Annotated in this window: 18 protein-coding genes, 3 tRNA genes and 1 riboswitch; of the genes, 9 read left to right on the plus strand and 12 right to left on the minus strand. The window is 51.1% G+C overall.

Annotated elements, in window-relative coordinates:
• The 6 genes from ACO0K3_RS09670 to ACO0K3_RS09695 form a co-directional block, all read right to left on the minus strand.
• Positions 1 to 319 (minus strand): GTP-binding protein (locus ACO0K3_RS09670; RefSeq protein WP_422984064.1); only part of this gene is annotated, 319 nt, incomplete at its 3' end.
• An 87-nt stretch (positions 320 to 406) separates the two neighbouring features.
• Positions 407 to 481 (minus strand) — tRNA-Thr (locus ACO0K3_RS09675).
• A gap of 39 nt (positions 482 to 520) precedes the next feature.
• Positions 521 to 594 (minus strand) — tRNA-Gly (locus tag ACO0K3_RS09680).
• A gap of 57 nt (positions 595 to 651) precedes the next feature.
• Positions 652 to 736: transfer RNA gene (locus ACO0K3_RS09685), tRNA-Tyr, on the minus strand.
• Between the two features lie 229 nt (positions 737 to 965).
• A complete protein-coding gene (locus tag ACO0K3_RS09690; protein ID WP_422954809.1) occupies positions 966 to 1712 on the minus strand; it encodes an MgtC/SapB family protein in 747 nt (248 codons plus the stop codon).
• Positions 1713 to 1784: 72 nt separating this feature from the next.
• A complete protein-coding gene (locus ACO0K3_RS09695) occupies positions 1785 to 3794 on the minus strand; it encodes a bifunctional 2',3'-cyclic-nucleotide 2'-phosphodiesterase/3'-nucleotidase (RefSeq protein WP_422984066.1) in 2010 nt (669 codons plus the stop codon).
• Positions 3795 to 3930: 136 nt separating this feature from the next.
• Here ACO0K3_RS09695 and ACO0K3_RS09700 point away from each other — a divergent pair, with 136 nt between their 5' ends.
• The 4 genes from ACO0K3_RS09700 to ACO0K3_RS09715 all read left to right on the plus strand — a co-directional run bounded on the left by ACO0K3_RS09700 (position 3931) and on the right by ACO0K3_RS09715 (position 7996).
• Positions 3931 to 4536 (plus strand): NAD(P)H-dependent oxidoreductase, encoded by a 606-nt coding sequence (locus tag ACO0K3_RS09700; protein WP_422984068.1) that lies wholly within the window; start codon positions 3931 to 3933, stop codon positions 4534 to 4536.
• Entirely contained in the window at positions 4536 to 6344 is a 1809-nt protein-coding gene (gene kefC, locus ACO0K3_RS09705) for a glutathione-regulated potassium-efflux system protein KefC (protein ID WP_422984070.1), read from the plus strand. Before ACO0K3_RS09700 ends, kefC begins: the two co-directional genes overlap by 1 nt.
• Before the next feature lie 35 nt (positions 6345 to 6379).
• Positions 6380 to 6521, plus strand: a riboswitch (yybP-ykoY riboswitch).
• Positions 6522 to 6602: 81 nt separating this feature from the next.
• Positions 6603 to 7175: a TMEM165/GDT1 family protein gene (locus ACO0K3_RS09710; RefSeq protein ID WP_422984072.1), complete on the plus strand. Its 573-nt coding sequence runs from the start codon at positions 6603 to 6605 to the stop codon at positions 7173 to 7175.
• 11 nt (positions 7176 to 7186) lie between these two features.
• Positions 7187 to 7996 (plus strand): hypothetical protein, encoded by an 810-nt coding sequence (locus tag ACO0K3_RS09715; protein ID WP_422984074.1) that lies wholly within the window; start codon positions 7187 to 7189, stop codon positions 7994 to 7996.
• A gap of 68 nt (positions 7997 to 8064) precedes the next feature.
• Here ACO0K3_RS09715 and ACO0K3_RS09720 read toward each other — a convergent pair whose 3' ends face one another.
• The 5 genes from ACO0K3_RS09720 to ACO0K3_RS09740 form a co-directional block, all read right to left on the minus strand.
• Positions 8065 to 8736: a LysE family transporter gene (locus tag ACO0K3_RS09720; protein ID WP_422984076.1), complete on the minus strand. Its 672-nt coding sequence runs from the start codon at positions 8734 to 8736 to the stop codon at positions 8065 to 8067.
• 157 nt (positions 8737 to 8893) lie between these two features.
• On the minus strand, positions 8894 to 10450 hold the full coding sequence (locus ACO0K3_RS09725; RefSeq protein WP_422984078.1) for an HDOD domain-containing protein: 1557 nt from the start codon (positions 10448 to 10450) through the stop codon (positions 8894 to 8896).
• A gap of 142 nt (positions 10451 to 10592) precedes the next feature.
• Positions 10593 to 12221 (minus strand): tetratricopeptide repeat protein, encoded by a 1629-nt coding sequence (locus tag ACO0K3_RS09730; protein ID WP_422984080.1) that lies wholly within the window; start codon positions 12219 to 12221, stop codon positions 10593 to 10595.
• 418 nt (positions 12222 to 12639) lie between these two features.
• Positions 12640 to 12837: a DUF2905 domain-containing protein gene (locus ACO0K3_RS09735; RefSeq protein ID WP_422984082.1), complete on the minus strand. Its 198-nt coding sequence runs from the start codon at positions 12835 to 12837 to the stop codon at positions 12640 to 12642.
• A 136-nt stretch (positions 12838 to 12973) separates the two neighbouring features.
• Positions 12974 to 14305 (minus strand): class I SAM-dependent methyltransferase, encoded by a 1332-nt coding sequence (locus tag ACO0K3_RS09740; protein ID WP_422984084.1) that lies wholly within the window; start codon positions 14303 to 14305, stop codon positions 12974 to 12976.
• Between the two features lie 82 nt (positions 14306 to 14387).
• Between ACO0K3_RS09740 and ACO0K3_RS09745 the strand changes: the two genes are divergently transcribed.
• From ACO0K3_RS09745 to ttcA, 3 genes are all read left to right on the plus strand, one after another.
• A complete protein-coding gene (locus tag ACO0K3_RS09745; protein ID WP_422984086.1) occupies positions 14388 to 15227 on the plus strand; it encodes an SDR family oxidoreductase in 840 nt (279 codons plus the stop codon).
• 16 nt (positions 15228 to 15243) lie between these two features.
• Positions 15244 to 15642 carry a dihydroneopterin aldolase gene (locus ACO0K3_RS09750; RefSeq protein WP_422961908.1) on the plus strand — a complete coding sequence of 133 codons (399 nt, stop codon included), beginning with the start codon at positions 15244 to 15246 and terminating at the stop codon, positions 15640 to 15642.
• A gap of 82 nt (positions 15643 to 15724) precedes the next feature.
• Positions 15725 to 16684: a tRNA 2-thiocytidine(32) synthetase TtcA gene (ttcA, locus tag ACO0K3_RS09755; RefSeq protein ID WP_422984088.1), complete on the plus strand. Its 960-nt coding sequence runs from the start codon at positions 15725 to 15727 to the stop codon at positions 16682 to 16684.
• Positions 16685 to 16969: 285 nt separating this feature from the next.
• Here ttcA and ACO0K3_RS09760 read toward each other — a convergent pair whose 3' ends face one another.
• Positions 16970 to 17353 (minus strand): DUF4148 domain-containing protein, encoded by a 384-nt coding sequence (locus tag ACO0K3_RS09760; RefSeq protein WP_422984089.1) that lies wholly within the window; start codon positions 17351 to 17353, stop codon positions 16970 to 16972.
• Between the two features lie 286 nt (positions 17354 to 17639).
• On the opposite strand from ACO0K3_RS09760, the gene ACO0K3_RS09765 reads away from it, so the two are divergent.
• Together ACO0K3_RS09765 and ACO0K3_RS09770 are read left to right on the plus strand one after the other, a co-directional pair.
• Positions 17640 to 18224, plus strand: a complete 585-nt coding sequence (locus tag ACO0K3_RS09765; RefSeq protein WP_422984091.1) for a sigma-70 family RNA polymerase sigma factor — start codon at positions 17640 to 17642, stop codon at positions 18222 to 18224.
• The gene (locus tag ACO0K3_RS09770; protein WP_422984093.1) at positions 18221 to 18949 is read left to right on the plus strand and encodes an anti-sigma factor; all 729 of its coding nucleotides are present in this window, start codon (positions 18221 to 18223) and stop codon (positions 18947 to 18949) included. The genes ACO0K3_RS09765 and ACO0K3_RS09770 overlap by 4 nt, the downstream gene beginning before the upstream one ends.
• The last annotated feature ends 10 nt before the right edge of the window (positions 18950 to 18959 follow it).

Genomic DNA, 18959 nt, shown 5'->3' on the forward strand with positions numbered 1-18959 from the left:
AGCATACTAGGATCGCGCCGTCCATTTGCGCCGCGCCAGTAATCATGTTTTTAACATAATCAGCATGGCCTGGGCAGTCAACGTGGGCGTAGTGACGGCCGGCTGTTTCGTATTCTACGTGGGCTGTGTTGATGGTAATACCGCGCGCTTTTTCTTCTGGCGCTGCATCGATCTGGTCGTATGCTTTGGCTTCGCCGCCAAATTTCTTGGACAATACTGTCGCAATCGCTGCTGTCAGAGTGGTTTTACCGTGATCAACGTGACCAATTGTGCCTACGTTGACGTGCGGCTTGGTGCGTTCAAACTTACCTTTTGCCATTTTAGACTCCTAACGATTTTGATGAGAATGTACAGGCACGCGCCCGACAACTTTTAGATTTGAAAACTTTGAAAACACCTGCGTACATGGTGCCCTTGACGTGGATTGAACACGTGGCCTCTCCCTTACCAAGGGAGTGCTCTACCACTGAGCTACAAGGGCAGCTTGTTTTGCGCACAAACTCTTGCACAAACATAAAACTGGAGCGGGTGAAGGGAATCGAACCCTCGTCATAAGCTTGGAAGGCTTCAGCTCTACCATTGAGCTACACCCGCAGGGGCTACCACTTCAGCCGCATCAATCACGCACACGATTAAGCAATTCTTTTCCTATGGTGGAGGGGGCTGGATTCGAACCAGCGTACTCAGAGAGAACAGATTTACAGTCTGTCGCCTTTAACCACTCGGCCACCCCTCCGTAGGGAACCCCGAATTATGGAGATGTTCGATTTCACTGTCAATACCTTTTTATGAAAAGGCGTGAAATTTCGCAGTAAATCGAATGAGAGATGACAATCCTCTTGCTGTCTCAATACGGCAACAAGTCGACAAATTATTGATTTAAAAGAATTATTTATTATTTTTTGAATCGAACAGAATAATTTTAACAATACTTAAGTATTTACCATGTCAATGTTGGCTGCATGTCAGTTACGTGCATGAGCAAGATGATAATACTCAACACCCTCGAATTTCGTGAGTTCCTGCGATAACACACTTAAGGGAACACCAAGCTTGCGACTGAGCGCGACGGCCACAAAACGCCATTCAGTTTTTTGTTCCTGGCAAGAAATCATGATGGTGCCTGTCGCAATCTCATAACCGCGTTTGATGGCAATCGCGCGTAAGGTATTTTCATCAGGCACAAACCCATCCTTAAAGCGCATCGTGATCGCAATCGCCGGGCGGGATGGCAATAGCAATTCAAGCTTTGACACCCAGATCATGCAAGCGGCGGACAATAAGGCAAGCAGAATCGCTGCGGCATAGAAGCCGATGCCAACCAATATCCCAATCGCGGATGATGCCCACAAAGACGCTGCCGTGGTCAGGCCACTGATACTGAAGCCTTCCTTCATAATGACGCCAGCACCTAAAAAGCCGATGCCAGTAACGATGCCTTGAATCGTTCGTGAAGGATCCAGATTAACCGGGTACTGCGAGCGGGCACCGAACCAGAACTCAGGATAACCGGCAATCACGACTAAAGCAGCGGATGCCATGCACACCAGACCATACGTTCGCATACCCGCAGCACGTCCGTGATAGTAACGCTCGTACCCCACCACAAACCCTAACAGCATCGCTCCTGCCAAATTCAAAAAAATGATGAAGTTGGCATCCAGTTCTGCCGCCGACCAGTAATTCATTAAATTGGCCAAGTTGATCGTCATGATGATCCCGTGCTTGTTATTGACGAATCCAGTTTACTCCGAAGCAAGTGCAGTCTTGTTATTTGATATATATCATTTACTCAAATCGATACGATAAACCGACAAATTTTTTCCACTCCCCTCATCCTCGGAAAAAATACTCAGGTTACTCAAGCCAAGTTGCCGCGCCAGATCCAATTTGTTTTTCGCACTGACATAAGTTATAGGACCGGCAGTCAGCACTTTGCTGAAACGCCAGCTCCGCTCCATGCCGTTTGTTTTAAGACTAAGTAGCGGATGCGTTTTTATGTACTGGATTAAAACATCGCGATTCGCATCAGGCGATGCATAAATCACTTTACTGTCATCAATTCCCGGAAAACCTCCGCCACCATTAGCCCGGTAATTATTCGTCGCCACGATAAATTCCTGTGCTGGCGAAACCGGCTTAGCCAAATATTCCAGATGCCGGATACGCTTCCCAGGTGCTTGCGTCACGTCAATCTCATAGCGGATATCCGGAGAACTCAGCATATCGAAATTATAGCCAGGCCACTGAGCAATCAGATTTTGTGTCGCGGCCTGCTTAGGATCAATTTGATTGAAGCGACGGGCAGCATGTTCCAGCCAGTTTTTTAATTCTCCGCCGTTCACTTTAAGCGCGTACACGGTATTCGGGTACAAATACAAATCCGCCGCGTGGTTAAGAGCGAGCTCACCTGCCGTAATATCGGTGTAATCCGTCGCACCGGCCACGCCACTTTTAAACGGCGCGCTCATCGACAACACAGGCAGGTCCCTGTATTGCGGCAAATTTGTTTTGACAAATAAACGAACATAATCTGCCTGCGCCTGATTCACAATCTGAAGCGCTGACACATCGCCGAGATCTGCGAAATAAGTCGACATCGGAAAATCTGTTTGACCTATCGGCGTCTTCACATACGCTATAGTCGCCTCGTGCTCAGATCGTAATATGGTCGCTATGTCCGGCTCGGCGCTGACGTAGGATCCGTCAGGCTTTTTAATTCCTCGCGTCTGCACCGTAGTTTGCTGCGGATTGACTTGCCAGTGCTGCCCGTCAAATTTCAAGCCAAGCTTGATCAGACCTAAATTTTGTCCCCAAAAACTAGCCATCACCGCAGGCACACCATGCACCAGTCCGCTGACTTTATCAATGCCAGGCAAATTAAATTGCGCGGCCTGACTCTTCGCATCAGGAAAAAGTTGATGAGCATGCCCCAACAGCAAAGCATCAATTCCCGGCACTTTAGCAAGATGGTAGTTCGCATTTTCCATGTCTGCTGAGTAAGCGGCCCCATCAAAGCTGCCATGAGAAATGACAATCACCAGATCCGCACCACGTGCACGCATCTCGGGAATATATTTCTCGGCCTGCTCCCGGATACCAAGGCTAAATACCTGACCGTCCAGCCAGCGCTTATCCCATTGCAACACAGTCGGCGGCGTGAATCCGATAACGCCGACTTTGAGACGACTTTTAAAAGACACGCCATCAACGCTGGTTGCCTGTATCTCTTTTTCTAAAATCACATAAGGCGGAAAAATCGGCGAATGGTCTTTGACGCTCAGAATATTCGCCAGCACAAGGGGAAATTGCGGTCCGGCACAGCGTTCCTGCTGCTTATCTGGATTGGCGGGCAAGTTAAACTGTTGTCCGGTCACTTGCGCCAACATAGGTAAGCCGAAGTTGAATTCATGATTACCTATCCCGGCAGCGTCATAGCCCAGAACATTCATGACTTTATAAATCGCCAAGGTCTCGCGACATGTCAAAGGCTGTGCCGATAGCTGAAAATCTGCCAGCGCAGTACCCTGAATCGCATCGCCATTATCGAATAGCATGGTATTGGCAAACTCCGCTCTTGCTTGCCGAATCAGGTTCGCGGTACGTTCCAGACCGATGCCTGGATTGGCTGCGAGTTTATAGTAATCATAACTCAGTACATTCGCGTGTAAATCAGTGGTCTCCAGCAACACCAGCTCGGCAGCACTCCCCTTGTCCGTACGTACTGCGAATGAGCTACAGGCAGAAACAAGCGATAACACACTAAATAGCGCGATGGAATAAAGAGGTTTCATAAAATAGAATCGCAAAAAAGAATGCAGAGGATCATACAGGACTGCTGCCTGTTAACAATCAGACAGGCAGATGCGTTAGCATGCATTCATCCATCGACCAGACAGTCTGGTCTTGTCCTTGATTTTTAACCTACTCATGACATCCAAATCGATTTTACTCATCTGCGCCCACCCGGCCTTACATCGCTCCCGCGTCAACCGCCGCATGCTCTCCGCTGTCAGTGATCTGCCGCATGTTCACGTACATGATTTGTATGAGACCTATCCAGACTTTCATATCAATTTACGATATGAACAAGCCCTGCTTGAGGCAGCAGATCTAGTGATCTTCCAGCATCCTATTCAGTGGTACAGCATGCCCGCGTTATTAAAAGAATGGATGGATGTCGTGTTGGAATACGGCTGGGCCTACGGCAAAGACGGTACGGCGTTGCAGGGAAAAGACTACTGGCTAGCAGCGACTACCGGCGGTAGTTCGAATGACTATAGCAGCGGTGGAACGCATCGCCACGCGTTTGATGCGTTCTTGCCGCCACTGAAACAAACCGCTAATTTATGCGGGATGAACTGGCTTCCGCCTTACATGCTATTCGGCGCTCTGCAAGTCGATGAGGCGAGCGTCCAAGCACATTGCCAACGTTATCGTGATCTGCTGCAAAGCTATCCGGACTGGACAGTATCGGGGTCGACACTGGCTTCACCAGCGCCATCGACACCAATGTCAGAAATAAAGGAATCGTGATGGAAAATAATTTGTTGTTCAATGCCCTGATCTATTTGCTGGCAGCAGTCATTGCCGTACCGGTAGCCAAACGTCTGGGCCTGGGCGCCGTGCTCGGTTATTTGCTGGCGGGCATGGCAATCGGTCCATGGGGTTTACGCTTAATCGAAGATGTGCAAGTGATTTTGCACTTCTCAGAATTCGGTGTGGTGTTACTACTGTTCGTGATCGGACTGGAGCTTGAGCCAAAACGTCTGTGGTCGATGCGACGTCCTATTTTTGGCTGGGGAGGCGCGCAGGTCATCGGCTGCACCATCGCATTAAGCCTGGCTGGCATTGCAGTAGGTGTAGGCTGGAAAACATCGCTGATCGCCGCACTAGGCTTATCACTATCCTCTACCGCAATTGCGCTGGCAACCCTGGATGAGCGCAATCTGATGGCAACGCCCGCCGGTAGCGCAAGTTTTTCGATTCTGCTGTTTCAAGATATTGCGGCTATTCCTATGATTGCCTTGATTCCCTTATTAGGTGTGGCAGAAACTCAGGGAGAAACAGAGGGCTGGCTGGCGGGTCTCAAAGTCATCGGCGTCATTGCCGCATTGATTGTGGGCGGCCGTTACCTGATACGTCCGATATTACGTATCATCGCCAAAACCGAAATGCGCGAGATCTTTACTGCGTTCGCCTTGTTGCTGGTCATTTCGATTGCACTGCTGATGGAATCCGTCAATATGTCCATGGCACTAGGCACATTTTTAGCGGGCGTCTTGCTCGCTGAATCCGAATATCGCCATGCACTGGAGAGCGATCTGGAACCGTTTAAAGGGCTGCTGCTTGGCTTATTCTTTATTGCTGTCGGTATGTCGGTGGACTTCGGTTTGTTCCTGACAAAGCCGTTGCAAATTCTCGGTATCGTCTTGCTGTTTTTGCTGATCAAAATGAGCATGCTGTACTTTCTCAGCCGTCGCTTTTCGATACCGAAAGCGCAACGTTCTCTGTTCACATTTTTGCTTGCACAGGGCGGCGAATTTGCCTTTGTGGTGTTCGCTACAGCGACCAGTGCTAAGGTTTTTTCTGCAGAGACCTCCGCATTGCTGGTCGTGGTGGTCGCCCTATCGATGGTCGCAACACCGCTCTTGCTGGTGATATACGATAAATGGCTGGAGCCGCGCTTGCGCAATCTGGAAAAACCGCCTGAGGATGAAATCACGTCACAGGACAACCCTGTAATTATTGCGGGCTTCGGCCGCTTCGGTCAGATTGTAGGACGCTTGCTCTACGCGAACCGCATACGCTCTACCGTGCTGGATCATGACCCAGACCAGATCGAGTTATTACGTAAGTTTGGTTTTAAAATTTTTTACGGTGATGCTACCCGTGCTGACTTGCTGCATGCAGCAGGTGCCGGCAAAGCAAAAATTCTGGTGATCGCGATTGACGATGTCGAAGATAGCCTCGCGTTGGTCGACATCGCCAAAGAACATTTCCCCCACCTGACCATCGTGGCACGCGCCCGCAATATCAGTCACTGCTACCAGTTAATGGACAGAGGTGTGAGTATTTTTGAACGGGAAACATTTGAATCTTCCCTGCAAATTGGCCGCCAGGTATTGCAGCAACTCGGCTTCAGAGCTTATCAGGCACGCCTGACTGCTTTGCGCTTTCGTGAACACAACATCAAGACCATGCATGCCGTGTATCCTCATTACAAAGACCAGCAGCAAATGGTGTCGCTGGCCAAACAGGCAAGAGATGAACTCGAAGAGATGTTTGCCAGAGACCGCGAAGCACGCGAAGTCGCGCATAAAAATGGCTGGGATGCATCTTAGCAATAGCCACTGGCATGCATGGGGTATAATCTGTTACTTATTTCACTGGGGAGTAGCCCGCTTCAATCATCGGCAAGCTTAACGATATTGAAGTAAACGCATCAACATACTTGACAACCGTCATGGTGCGTTTGACTGGAAGCCTGAAGATTTTTTCAGCAACAGTCCGGCAAGACCTTTGATATATGTACCTTTTTGACCAGGGATTGGGCGAGAGGTGCATTTATCATTGCTCAACTCGCCCGATCCGCCTATCTCATGGAAGCTTTCCTCGTCTCTGCCTTAGCCATCACCATCGGTGAAATTGGCGATAAAACGCAATTACTCGCGCTGCTGCTCGCCGCCCGCTACAAAAAACCCTTACCGATTATTCTGGGGATACTGGTCGCCACGCTTGCCAATCACGCGCTGGCTGCCTGGCTGGGGCAATGGGTCGCATCCAATGTCTCACCAGATATTTTAAAGTGGGCACTAGGTTTGTCGTTTCTGGCGATTGCCGCCTGGACCCTGAAACCGGACGAAATGGAAGAAAGCACGCTCAGCGAAAGTCGTTACGGCGTGTTCCTGTTGACCTGTGTTACATTTTTTCTGGCTGAAATCGGCGACAAAACCCAGCTTGCAACCGTCGCACTGGCAGCCAAATACAGTAGCCTGGTCTGGGTTGTCGCAGGCAGCACATTGGGTATGCTGATCGCCGATGTGCCCGCAGTGTTTCTTGGCAAGATCGCCGCACCGAATTTCCCCTTCAAGCTGGTGCGCTGGATAGCCGCCACGATCTTCGCCATACTCGGCATCGTCGTCTTGCTTGGCCTGGGTAACCGCTTTTTTTAATAAAGAATTCTATGACATCATTTACCTTGCCTGCCGGCACTCTGGTGAAATACGGCACCATCTCCACCCAGCTCTACCCTATATTGAGAAACGGTATTCATGCCGATGCCCTACGCGCCGGTCTGCATGCCGACACGGATAAAACCAGTGTCGCCGGTGGTATTTATGTCGGCGAGCTGATGGCTTACTTCGCGGCCTGCGCCGCATTTTGTCAGGCAACCAGCAGCCTGCATGCCGCACATGAAGCAACGCTGGGGAGCTTTGTCCAGGCACTGCAAGACGCACATGGACAAAAACCACAAATGCCCGAACTCGAAGAAATTGCCTTACAGGCAGGCTTGCCCGTCATCCTAGAAATCGAACTCGCTGAGGACTGCGCGGTGCATGCCGATGAGTTATTTGTCGATGCCGACAAAGCCGAAAGAAGCTGGAAACAATGGCGCAGCGTAGCAATCGTGCGCGACGGTGGCATTCCCGCTGGTTGGATTAAGCAATTTTATTTTCCACGTTTGCTCGACTACAAAGATGTCAGCAGCTCGCGCAATCCACGTATGCTGGAGCAAACCACGGACAGCGCCCTCATGGTCGGTGGTCTGATGCAGTCGTGGCACAAGGATACGCCGGGGGATTTATTGCTCGCCTTTAAAAAGCAATATGGCCGCACCAACTTCTCTCAAAGCAGTGCCTTTACCGATACAGCGCTTGAGCGCTTCTTTAACCTGAATGCGATGCTGGATCCGGCGACACGTTTGTTGAATCAAATGAGCATCTGGCAGGATTTGGATGCACTGGCGAAGAAACAGGAAATCCCGCTGGGATAAATAGTTCAGGGAAAAATCACCACCGGGGTCTTTGACAATCCATATCAGAGACCCCGGCGATCAATACATCAGGTACCCGGGCTGCGCTTTACAAAAAACAAAGCCGCGCCGATCGCCATCAAGACGCCACCGAAAAAGCGATTCTGCTTTTTTAATAAGCGCGGGTCGCGGAAAAATCGCTGCATCGACGATGCCGCAAATGCATAGCTGTGCATCACGACCAGATCAACCAAGCACATCGTCACACCAAGTATCAGGAGCTGCGGCAATAATGCCGCGTCGTGACTGATGAATTGTGGCAGCACGGCGACCATAAAAATAATCCCTTTCGGGTTCGTCGCATTAGTAAAAAACCCAATCAAAAACCGTTTGCGCCAATCAGGTATTGCCTGGCTTGCCGCCACGATGTTACCAGTCGCTATGCTGTCAGCCGCCACCTCGCCACCAGCCACATCAACCTTGGCGCGCCACTGACTGATACCGAGATAAATTAAATACAAAGCGCCCACCGTTTTGATGACATTAAACGCCAGCTCGGAAGCCATGAGTATGGAACCCACACCAGCACCGGCAATAGCAAATATCAGCAACAATCCCGCCTGCAAACCCATAATTGTGGCGCTGGATTTTTTGACGCCGTATGACAATCCGTGCGACATCGACAGAACAGCACCAGAGCCGGGAGAAATCGCGATCAGACAAGCCGCGAAGAAAAAAGTAAGCCAGGTAGTCAGCAACATGATGCATCCCAAAGTCAATCAAGCCCTCATTTTAACTGGCCGTCGGCATTCGTGTTGATTCATGATTCATGCTGTTTAGTGTTGATCAATGCTGGCTAGCGCTCAGTTGAGCTGAGCAGTACCAAACGAAAACCACGCTAATGACCGCAGAGTAAAGCTAAGGGCGCATCATCGCGGCAAGTAATTGACTCTTCAGAGTTTTGATTAATGCGGTTTCGTCAGGTGGTACGCCTTCTTCCGCCGCGACAGCGCGGTCAGCGTAAAAGAATCCCAGTGGCTTTTTTTGAATCACCAGCGGCAGCACAATAAAGCTGCGGGTATCAGGCAGGAGCTGGTGGTGCCAGGCGGGTAATAATTTTTGTATCTTCGGTACGGTTGCGTCTGAAATCATCAGATCGACGTTATTGCTCATCGCCAGATGAAAAACATCTTGTTCACTCTTCATCGGAAACACAAAGCCTCGCTGTCGCTCAGCATAGGATTCGCCGACCGACACCCGAGCAACATAGCGCGAGGTTTGCAACTCACGCAGACAAGCCGTGGCAAAACGAAAACCCATACTGCTGTACAAGGTTTCCAGCACCAGCAAAATCATATCGTTCAACTTGATCTGATCCGACGCCAGCATCTGCGTGACGTCCTGCACGCCCGCCAGCAAGAGATCACGCGCATTATGCGGCTTGCCGCTGGCATAGCGCTCAGCTTGTTGCATCTGCTCAGAGTCGTAGGTCTTCAACAGAAATTCGCTAGGAACTCCCTCATCCTCCGTCAACACATCCCCCGCCTGACCATCGGCAGGCAGAGCGATATCCATGCTCTCGGCAAGCTGCCGGGTTTCTTGCACGACTTTACTTAACAGTTCGTCGAGTTTTTGCTGATCGAGCTCCAGCACTTTGCCGAACTTCAGTAACAGAGGCTTACAACGTGCGCTCAGATTATCGTTGCCCGTTGTCAGTACCAGTCCTGCGACTTCGTCGCTGAAGCTGGCAACCTGTTTTAACCATTCGTTGCGGTGTGTCGCTTTTTTTTGCTCGCCCATCGGCAGCGGACCGAGCGACTGAATAATCGATTCGGGGATTTTCCATTCCTGCAGAGCCAAACCGCCCAGCCTGTCGTAGCTACATCCCATCAGCAAGTTTGCCGCATTCCCTGCATCGGCGTGACCACTGAGCAGCATTGCCTCGATACGCCCGAAAAGGACATGATCGAACGAAGCAACCAGCAGGCGTCCGATATTTTTGAACAAGGCCGCAACCGCCGCTTCTTCTGCGTCCTGATACCTGCCGCGCTGCGCCATTTCACGCCCGATGATACTTGCGCACAAGGCATGCATGAGCTCCTTGCGTACACTTTGCGCTTGGCTTTTATCCTTAAAACAATCGACCAGCAGCATTGCCAGAGCGCTGGTCTTAACGGTATTAAAACCCAGCAAAAAAATCGCTCTGGAGATGGTTGTAACCGGTACACCAGCAGCCGTACGGTAATGGATGGTATTGGAGAGCCGCAGAATTTTCTGCGTCAGAGAAACATCGGCCAAAACAAAATGGGCGAGTTTGGAAACCGAGTCTTCACCGCTGGAGGTAATCTCAACCACCTTAGCAACCGCGGCACCCAGCGTCGGCAATGCCATATCCTCGCTGATTTTTCGCATCAGCCGGTCACGCGGCGACTCGGGCGCATGCTGACCTAAATAAACCGAAGTGTCATTGGACATGAATAAATTCGCTGGCGAACCTGCTGGCTGTTGGGGAAGTGGTCTGTTGGTATGAGCATACTTTAATCAATTTCACCGCCGGGACAAACCTGCCCCGGTGGTTTCCTGATTGGGTAGTACGTCTACCTTATTTACGCCTGCCTTATTTAGTTTTACGTATCACATTAATGCCATATTTCTTTTGCAGATCGTCATACAGGCCTTGTATCGCTTTAAGTCGAGGATTCATCGGATCGAGGCGGCGCGCCGATTCAATCAGGTGTTTTGCCTGCTCACCGATCTGATGATCCCAACCCAGGTTTTCCAGGCATTTCAAGGTTGCCAGTGCCGCATTCATCACAACCTGCGGATTGTCCGGCGACTTGCGTGCTGCGGTGGTCAACAATTCTACTGAACCTCGGAAATCGCCCTGCTTGGCTTTTTGCACCCCTTGCGCCACCAGATCCATCACTTCTTTTTGGCTTTGCTGCGCCAGTTCCTTGCCGAGATGTCCTTTGCCTGCACTCTCAAATACGCCCAGGGCACGCGCCATGACTTTCTGGTTGGTCGCATTGCGCATCACGTCGAGAATGACCTCTGAGGCCTCGCCTTCCTGATTGTTGTCGAGACAGCTTTTAGCTAGTCCCAGCTTGAGATTGGTGGACAGACCGATGTTTTCTTTGCTGGCTGCGACGGCGGCACCCAGCTCTTCTGTCAGCCGGGCATCACCGGTCGACGCATGAATTTTGGCAGCCGAAATCGCTCTGCAGGCAGCCGTCTTTTTCAGGCCGACCATGTTTTTTTCCATATCACGGATCACGGATTTAGCTTGTTCCGTATCGCCTTTTTTTACCAGTGCATCGACTAACTTGACATGATCTTCTGGATCACGGAATTCTGAGAATTTGGCTTTCGCAACGACTTTTTTAAAGGTCAGCTCGGCCGTCTCCACATCGCCGGTTTCTAAAGCGATTTCACCGAGCTTACGCAAGCGGCGCACGGCATGCGGTGACACGCCGACGGCGGTAGTCAGTACCGTCTGCGCTTCTGGTAATTCGCCGATTGCCTCGTGGGTCTTGGCCAACCAGTCGTAGGCATCCATATACTTGCTGTTCTCTGCGACCAGATTCTTGAGAATTGCCTCCGCCTCCTGGTATTTACCTTGCATGAACAGAGTCTTTGCCAGACCGAGCTTAGCCCAGGCAACCGCCTTCATTTCAAACAAGGCGGTGTAGAGCTCCTCGGCTTCGGCAGCCTCACCAAGAATCACATGCAACTCAGCGCGTATACGCATGAAGTCGACCAGATAACGCGGAAAATCCCGCTCGCCGTGATGACAGGCATTAATAGCTTCGACCAGTGCGCCCTGCTCCATCAGGCCATAAACTTCGACGAAGGCTTTACGCTTTTCAATTGCCTTCATCACCCGTTCCAGCAGCATGTCTGCGGTGAACGGTTTGAGCAGATAATCGGATGGTGCCAGCTCCGCCGCACTCACCACTTTGGCGTAGGCGCGCTCAGCAGTGACCATGATGAAAATCGTGGAGAGAGGCGTGAGTTTATGGTGACGAACATCTTCGAGCAATTGCTGTCCGTCTTGACCGACACCGAGATCGTACTCACATAAAACCAGATCAAATACTTTCGCTTGAATCGTACGGATAGCCGTGCCCGCAGTCAGGGCATGTTCAATTTTGTTGATACCGCATAAATTCAGCATATTGTGCAAACTGACACGCATACCTGCATGCGGTTCAATGAGCAGTGCTCTAATGTCAGCCAAGTCGCTCATGGGCACTTTCGGGAGTATCGTTATTGACAGAACTCATTACAGATCTCATTACAACACTGGTACAAATTGTTTCCGCAACGCGCATCGACAAAGACAGTGCAAAGAGTCCGGCGAGGAGATGCGCCACGTAGCAGGCAGTTGTGTATCAGTCCCATTATGATGATGAAGGTCTGTTATGTCTGTAATGCCTATTATTTATGTTTATTATTTGTATCTATGGTTAATGCGCTTGCCTGCATCAGGCTCACTGCATCCGTCTCGGGCAATTCGGTTTCATAACAACGTCAACCGTGTCAATACTAAGGTGTCGTCGCAATTATGCTAAAACTTTAACCGATTCAGGCAAATCGTGAATAGAAATTGCAGAGTTTTTGCGTCGCGGTTTACCAAAATGCCACGTTGTTATTTTTTCGCAAACTCATTTCAGAAAACGCGCAATCGACAGGACGAACAGCGAAAGCAGAATCGTCGAGGCAAACGGAAATGAAAAATTCCGGCCAAACAGCTTAAATCGCAGATCCCCTGGCAAGCGTCCTATGCCTAATTTTTCTAGCCAGGGCAGCAGAGTGGTGAACACAATCAGGGCTAGAAATATCGTTAATACCCAACGTATCATGTACCTGCCTTCATGACTATGGTGTGCTCATTATTCATATACTCCCCTTATATCTTGATAAAAAAGGCTTATTCCGCCCGCATTCATTAGTGCATTAAAATATACTAAGGGTGAGTATAGATAATTTGATCAAGAATCACAGCCGGTGACTGCGATCATGGCGCAATAACTGCGAATCCAGTTCTACGCCGCAACCGACGATCAGCACTTTGAACAATTCCCCCATCTCCGCTGGCGAAATCAGCTTTTGCAAAGCGTTCGCCTGCGGCAAATACTGCATCGGGTCGTCTGCCGGTGTACGCATCAGGAGCTGCGCAATCCCCGCTTCCAGCAAAAATCCCGCCTGACTCAAGTACGCCAGCACCTCCAGTCCGCCGGCCTGCGCTGCCAGTGCCATCGCCGTGAAGTCAACGTGCGCGGTAATATCTTGCAAACCCGGCAAATAAAACGGATCAGGATGCGAGTGATGCCGATAGTGACACATCAAGGTGCCCTGCGCTCTTTGCTCCAAATAATACTCATGCGCCGGAAAACCATAATCGAGCAAAATCGCAACGGCTGCGCTACCGGGCGGCACTGCTTCTGCCTCCGCTGCATTTACTGCGTTGGCTAAGGATCCTTGCGAATCTTGCGAATTTTTCTCCCCTGCCGTCAGCATTGCCGCCAGACTGCGCATAAATCCGCTACTAACTGCATGCAGCTCGGTCAGGTACCCCAGAGGCAATTCTGCATGATCCGGAATCTGCGCCTGCAATTGCGCCATCAACGCGGCATCACAATCGCGTTCGCTCCAGACAAAAGAGGCTACTGTCGATGCCGCCGCCTCAGTTGCCGAGGCATGAAGAGCTAAAGTATCAGGCGCTGAAGTATTTCGCTCATCAGCCAGACTGACACCAACCTCGCGCCAGCCCTGCTCTGTCTTACACACCAGTTGCACTGGCATGGCGTCGAGCACTTCGTTGCCTAGCACGACGCCGCTGAACGAGACCGGCATTTGTTGCAGCCATTGCACTTGCGGGAAATTTTTCAGCAAATCTTCTTGCCTTGCTCTGAGCTCACCGGACAATTCCACGATAAAATAGCGCTCAATAGCAATGCCTGACACCTGACATTCTGACAAAAAATCGAAGGCCAGCCGCCCGGTTCCTGCGCCGAACTCCATCACATTGGCACTGGTTTGCGCGAATAAAGCGCCCGCCAATTGCGCCAGAGTCGCACCAAAAAGCGGTGACATCTCTGGTGCAGTTGTAAAATCACCGTCTTTACCGAGTTTTGCGGCACCGCCGCTGTAATATCCAAGATCCGGCGCATATAACGCCAGCTCCATGTATCGGGCAAACGAGATCCAGCCCGCCTGTGCCCTGATGTCTTCGCTGATCAGTTGCTGTAAAGCCCGCGACGCCGCCAGGGCATCGTCACCGGGGACAGGGAGTGAAAGTGGTGGTCGTGGAGAATGAGGTAGTCGCATACCCGCATTGTATAAAAATCGTCGCCATTGCAGGTGACAATTACAGGATCAATCAGTGAGAAACCAGTGAAAACGCATTTCCATGACTAATTTAATCAGCAGCGCAGTAACCAATACAGCGGCCGGCGAAAAGCCGCGCGTCGCCCTCGTGACCGGTGCGGCAAAACGCATAGGCCGCACGATTGCACTGACGTTGGCGCAGCGCGGCTGGGACGTAGCTGTCCACTACGGACAATCAGAAGAAGATGCGCTGACGCTGGTTGCCGAGATCAAAGCACTGGGCCGTCGTTCGGTCGCGTTGCAGTGTGATTTAGCCAATGAAAATGCGGTTCAGGCTTTATTACCAAGAGCGATTGCCGCCTTTGGCAGCGTGCATTGCGTCGTCAACAATGCCTCACTTTTTGAAGAAGACCAGATCGACAGCCTCACACAACGTTCGCTGGACAAGCACATGCATGCGAATCTGCACGCTCCGTTGATGTTGGCAAAGGCCTTGCACGCAGCGACGCCGGACGGTCAGCAAAGCTGCGTGATTAATCTGCTGGACCAAAAGCTGCAAAACCTGAATCCTGATTTTTTGTCCTACACCTTATCCAAAGCTGCCCTGCAATGCGCCACCACGACATTGGCGCAAGCGCTGGCGCCAAAGGTGCGCGTCGTCGGCGTGTCACCGGGTATTACAATGGTATCGGGCCATCAGACTGAGGCTGATTTTGCGCAAGCACATCAGGTCACGCCGCTGGGACGCTCCAGCACCCCGGAAGATATTGCACAAACGATTTGCTTCGTTGCGGAGATGCCCGCAATGACCGGCACCACGATTACGGTCGATGGCGGCCAGCATCTGCTGCCGTCAGCACGTGACATCATGTATGTCGTCACGGCCGATACCGCATTACCAAATACCCTACCACCCCTTTGATTGAGTCGACCATCTTATGTTATCTGTCCTCCACTACCCACAACTCGCCGATTGCCGCCGCCTGTTTTTGCGCAACTACGAAATCATGATCAATATCGGCGTGCATGATTTTGAAAAAAAGGGCGAACAGCGTGTTCTCATCAATGTGGATCTGTATATCCCGCTGGCCTTGTCCACACCAACTGCCGATCATCTCGACGAGGTGGTGGATTATGATTTCATCCGCGAGACCATCGCCCAGCGTATGGCACAAGGTCACGTACATCTGCAAGAAACCTTGTGCGACGACGTCGCCAAGCGCATGCTGACACATCCGCGTGTACGTGCAGTCCGCGTCTCGACGATGAAGCCCGATGTCTATCCGGATTGCGAAGGCGTCGGCGTGGAAGTCTTCCAGATTAAAGCGGACATCTGATCGTTCACTCCGCCACATCGACTTATTGTTATCCGTATTGTTCTATTGTTCTATTGTTTATTACAGAAACTGAAGCACCATCATGCAAGTACAAGAAACCAGCTTTGCCGATCCCGACACCACCGTCACTGAAACCAACGTGACGACCAGTCAGAAGTCGCAAGAAAAAATCACCTACGAGAACAATAAGCTGCACAAGCGCCTGTGTCGCCAGGTCGGCCAGGCCATCGGTGATTTTAATATGATTGAAGAAGGCGATAAGGTCATGGTCTGCCTGTCCGGCGGCAAGGACAGCTATGCCATGCTGGATATTTTGATGACATTGCGTGAACGTGCTCCGATCAATTTTGAGATCATCGCCGTCAATCTGGATCAGAAGCAACCGAACTTCCCAGATCACATCCTGCCTGCGTATCTGGAGCAACTCGGCATTCCGTACCACATCGAGAATCAGGATACCTACAGCATCGTCAAGCGCCTGATCCCCGAAGGCAAAACGACCTGCTCGCTCTGTTCACGCCTGCGTCGCGGCATCTTGTACCGCGTCGCCGATGAACTCGGCGCGACCAAGATTGCGCTCGGCCACCATCGCGACGACATCCTGGAAACTTTTTTCCTGAATATGTTTTTCGGCGGCAAACTAAAGGGGATGCCGGCGAAATTGCAATCCGACGATGGCAAACATATCGTGATCCGTCCACTGGCCTATGTCAAAGAAGCCGACTCCGAACGTTATGCGCAGGTCAAGGGCTTCCCTATCATTCCTTGCGATTTATGCGGCTCGCAAGAAAACCTGCAACGTAAGCAGATCAAGAACATGCTGCGTGGCTGGGAAAAAACTAACCCAGGTCGCGTAGAGAGTATTTTCTCTTCGCTGTCCACCGTTGCGCCATCCCATCTGATGGACAAAAATTTATTCAACTTCAAGGATCTGACAATCGACGGCGTTGCCAATCCTGACGGCGACATTGCCTTTGATGATGAACCCTGTGCAACGCCGGACAAGAATGTAATTTCTCTGCATTTCGGCAATGACGACTAAGCTGGCACGCAGCTAATTACGTCGTTAATGATCCAACCGATCAACGGTGTGCTCACTAGATCTGGCGACATCACCTTGCATGCACTAAGCAATCATCCAATAAAAAAGCCACCTCGCGGTGGCATTTTTATTGGATGCTGTTATTTGATGCTATTTACTTTTTTGCTTCATTGCTTCTTTGCTTCATTGCCCCGTTTATTTACTCACGGATAAAGCAAGTAGCTAAGCAAGTAACTAAGCCAATGACGCACCAGGCATCAAACAAACGATACAGCGTGGTACAACTTATTTGCTTTTCGCAGTTTGTACTGCATCGCTGCTAACACGTGCTGGCGTCGCAGGAGCAAAAGCGACATAAGATTCGCCGCCGACAGCCAGACCGTCGTTACGTGCCTGGCTCAATTCTGCCAGCACTTCTGAGCGTGTTTTACCGTTAGTCGCATTGCTGGTTGCGATCGTTGTGTACGACTCGCCACCGACTTTTTGACCTTCGGCACGTGCCTGAACCAGCTCAGCGCGTACTTCAGCAGTCGATTTAGTCATGCTAGGGATAGGGAAGCTGACATACGCTTCGCCACCGACTTGATAGTCGCCTGCAAATGCAACAGAACCAGTAGTAACACCAGCAGTGATCAGGGCAACAGCAGCAATTAATTGTTTCGCATTCATGATATTTCTCCGATAAATTAGGTTGATGACTCTAGGCAGCGGGACACGGTCCCTATGTTCTGCCTCGGTGAGTCGCGCACTGTTTGCTACTTTTACTGCGGTGTCGTGCTCATCGATGAAGCAAGTCTATACATGCCGGACCAATCAATAAAGACGACAAAACACAATGAATTGTTGCGCGATAAGGAATAATTGAATAATCCTTGATGACTGGATAACAAATTTCTTCGCCTTATCGTATGATTTGCAGCAATTCCCTCTATTTCCAGACGAAACGGATCCTCAATTGTCCACCACCAAATTAGACTCAGGCCAGCTCCATATCTGGCTGGCAGGCGTAGCGCGCAAGGATGCTGCGGCATTTAAATCGCTCTACGAAGCAACTTCGCCGAAACTGTTTGGCTTCGCGCTGCGTATATTAGTTAAGCGCGAACTGGCGGAAGAAGTGTTGCAAGAAAGTTTTGTCAACATCTGGAACAATGCCGCCAGTTATCAGTCAAGTCTGGCCGCGCCCATGACCTGGATGACAACCATCGTGCGCAACCGCGCCTTTGACTTGTTACGCAGACTCGATCATGACGTAGAAATTGACGCGGATAACTTCGATATGGATGTCGTGCACGCACTGGAAAGCGGCGAACTCACCCCGATACAGTCACTGGAAATGACGCAAGACGCCCAGGCGCTCGCGTCCTGCATGTCGCGGCTCGAAGGCTTGCACCGCCAGGCCATGGCGCTGGCGTTTTATCACGACCTGTCACATAGCGAAGTCGCCGAACAGATGAAATTACCAATGGGCACCGTCAAGACCTGGATACGCCGCGGATTAGACAAGCTGCGCACCTGCCTTGGCAAAATGGAGTTAGCATGAATATCCAGAATAAGCCCAACCTGCAACAAAAGTTGGCAGCCGAATACGTACTAGGCACCCTGCGCGGTGGCGCACGTCGCCGTTTTGAAAACTGGCTGACCCGCGACGCCCACCTGCAACAAGTTGTGCGCCAATGGGAAAGCAACCTCTTGCCCATGGCCGAATTCGCCAAAAAAGCACAGCCCTCCTCCAGCGTCTGGCACGCCCTGGAAAAACGTCTGGGACTCACAACAACATCATCGTCCTTAAGCGAACGCTGGGCCTACTGGCGCAACCTGCGCGAAGACCTCGCCTTTTGGCGCGGCCTGGGCATGGTCTCTACCACTGCCGCAGTGGTGTTGGTCTCGGTACTGATGTCGAAACAGCCGGATCAGGTTCTACCACCGACCAGCAACTACGTCGCCACGCTGTCCGACGACAAAGCGCAACCCATCGCCGTCATCACCGGCGACACCAAACGCAAGCAACTCGTAGTGCGCATAGTCACTGCCCAGAACATCGCCGCCGACAAGAGTCTGGAACTGTGGGCAGTCAGCAAAGAAGGCAAAGTCAAATCTCTGGGCCTGGTCGCCGACAACGGCAGCATCACCCTGCCTATGCCTGAGTACATGAACGCAGAAGCGACACCGCTGCTGGCAGTGACATTAGAGCCAAAAGGCGGCTCGGGCAATCCTGACAAACCGACTGGGCCGATTGTGTTTAAAGGGAATTGGTTGCAAATTTAGAGGGGCGTTT

The organism is Undibacterium sp. Rencai35W, from assembly GCF_049340185.1.
Classification (GTDB): Bacteria; Pseudomonadota; Gammaproteobacteria; order Burkholderiales; family Burkholderiaceae_D; genus Undibacterium.

Bases quoted from the DNA above. Each gene is read 5' to 3' on its own strand.
- ACO0K3_RS09720 (WP_422984076.1), bottom strand. From the start codon at position 8,736: ATGTTGCTGACTACCTGGCTTACTTTTTTCTTCGCGGCTTGTCTGATC.
- ACO0K3_RS09750 (WP_422961908.1), top strand. From the start codon at position 15,244: ATGTTATCTGTCCTCCACTACCCACAACTCGCCGATTGCCGCCGCCTG.
- ACO0K3_RS09725 (WP_422984078.1), bottom strand. From the start codon at position 10,450: ATGTCCAATGACACTTCGGTTTATTTAGGTCAGCATGCGCCCGAGTCG.
- kefC (WP_422984070.1), top strand. From the start codon at position 4,536: ATGGAAAATAATTTGTTGTTCAATGCCCTGATCTATTTGCTGGCAGCA.
- ACO0K3_RS09770 (WP_422984093.1), top strand. From the start codon at position 18,221: ATGAATATCCAGAATAAGCCCAACCTGCAACAAAAGTTGGCAGCCGAA.
- ACO0K3_RS09740 (WP_422984084.1), bottom strand. From the start codon at position 14,305: ATGCGACTACCTCATTCTCCACGACCACCACTTTCACTCCCTGTCCCC.
- ACO0K3_RS09715 (WP_422984074.1), top strand. From the start codon at position 7,187: ATGACATCATTTACCTTGCCTGCCGGCACTCTGGTGAAATACGGCACC.
- ACO0K3_RS09745 (WP_422984086.1), top strand. From the start codon at position 14,388: ATGACTAATTTAATCAGCAGCGCAGTAACCAATACAGCGGCCGGCGAA.
- ACO0K3_RS09735 (WP_422984082.1), bottom strand. From the start codon at position 12,837: ATGATACGTTGGGTATTAACGATATTTCTAGCCCTGATTGTGTTCACC.
- ACO0K3_RS09730 (WP_422984080.1), bottom strand. From the start codon at position 12,221: ATGAGCGACTTGGCTGACATTAGAGCACTGCTCATTGAACCGCATGCA.
- ACO0K3_RS09710 (WP_422984072.1), top strand. From the start codon at position 6,603: ATGGAAGCTTTCCTCGTCTCTGCCTTAGCCATCACCATCGGTGAAATT.
- ACO0K3_RS09700 (WP_422984068.1), top strand. From the start codon at position 3,931: ATGACATCCAAATCGATTTTACTCATCTGCGCCCACCCGGCCTTACAT.
- ACO0K3_RS09690 (WP_422954809.1), bottom strand. From the start codon at position 1,712: ATGACGATCAACTTGGCCAATTTAATGAATTACTGGTCGGCGGCAGAA.
- ACO0K3_RS09695 (WP_422984066.1), bottom strand. From the start codon at position 3,794: ATGAAACCTCTTTATTCCATCGCGCTATTTAGTGTGTTATCGCTTGTT.
- ttcA (WP_422984088.1), top strand. From the start codon at position 15,725: ATGCAAGTACAAGAAACCAGCTTTGCCGATCCCGACACCACCGTCACT.
- ACO0K3_RS09760 (WP_422984089.1), bottom strand. From the start codon at position 17,353: ATGAATGCGAAACAATTAATTGCTGCTGTTGCCCTGATCACTGCTGGT.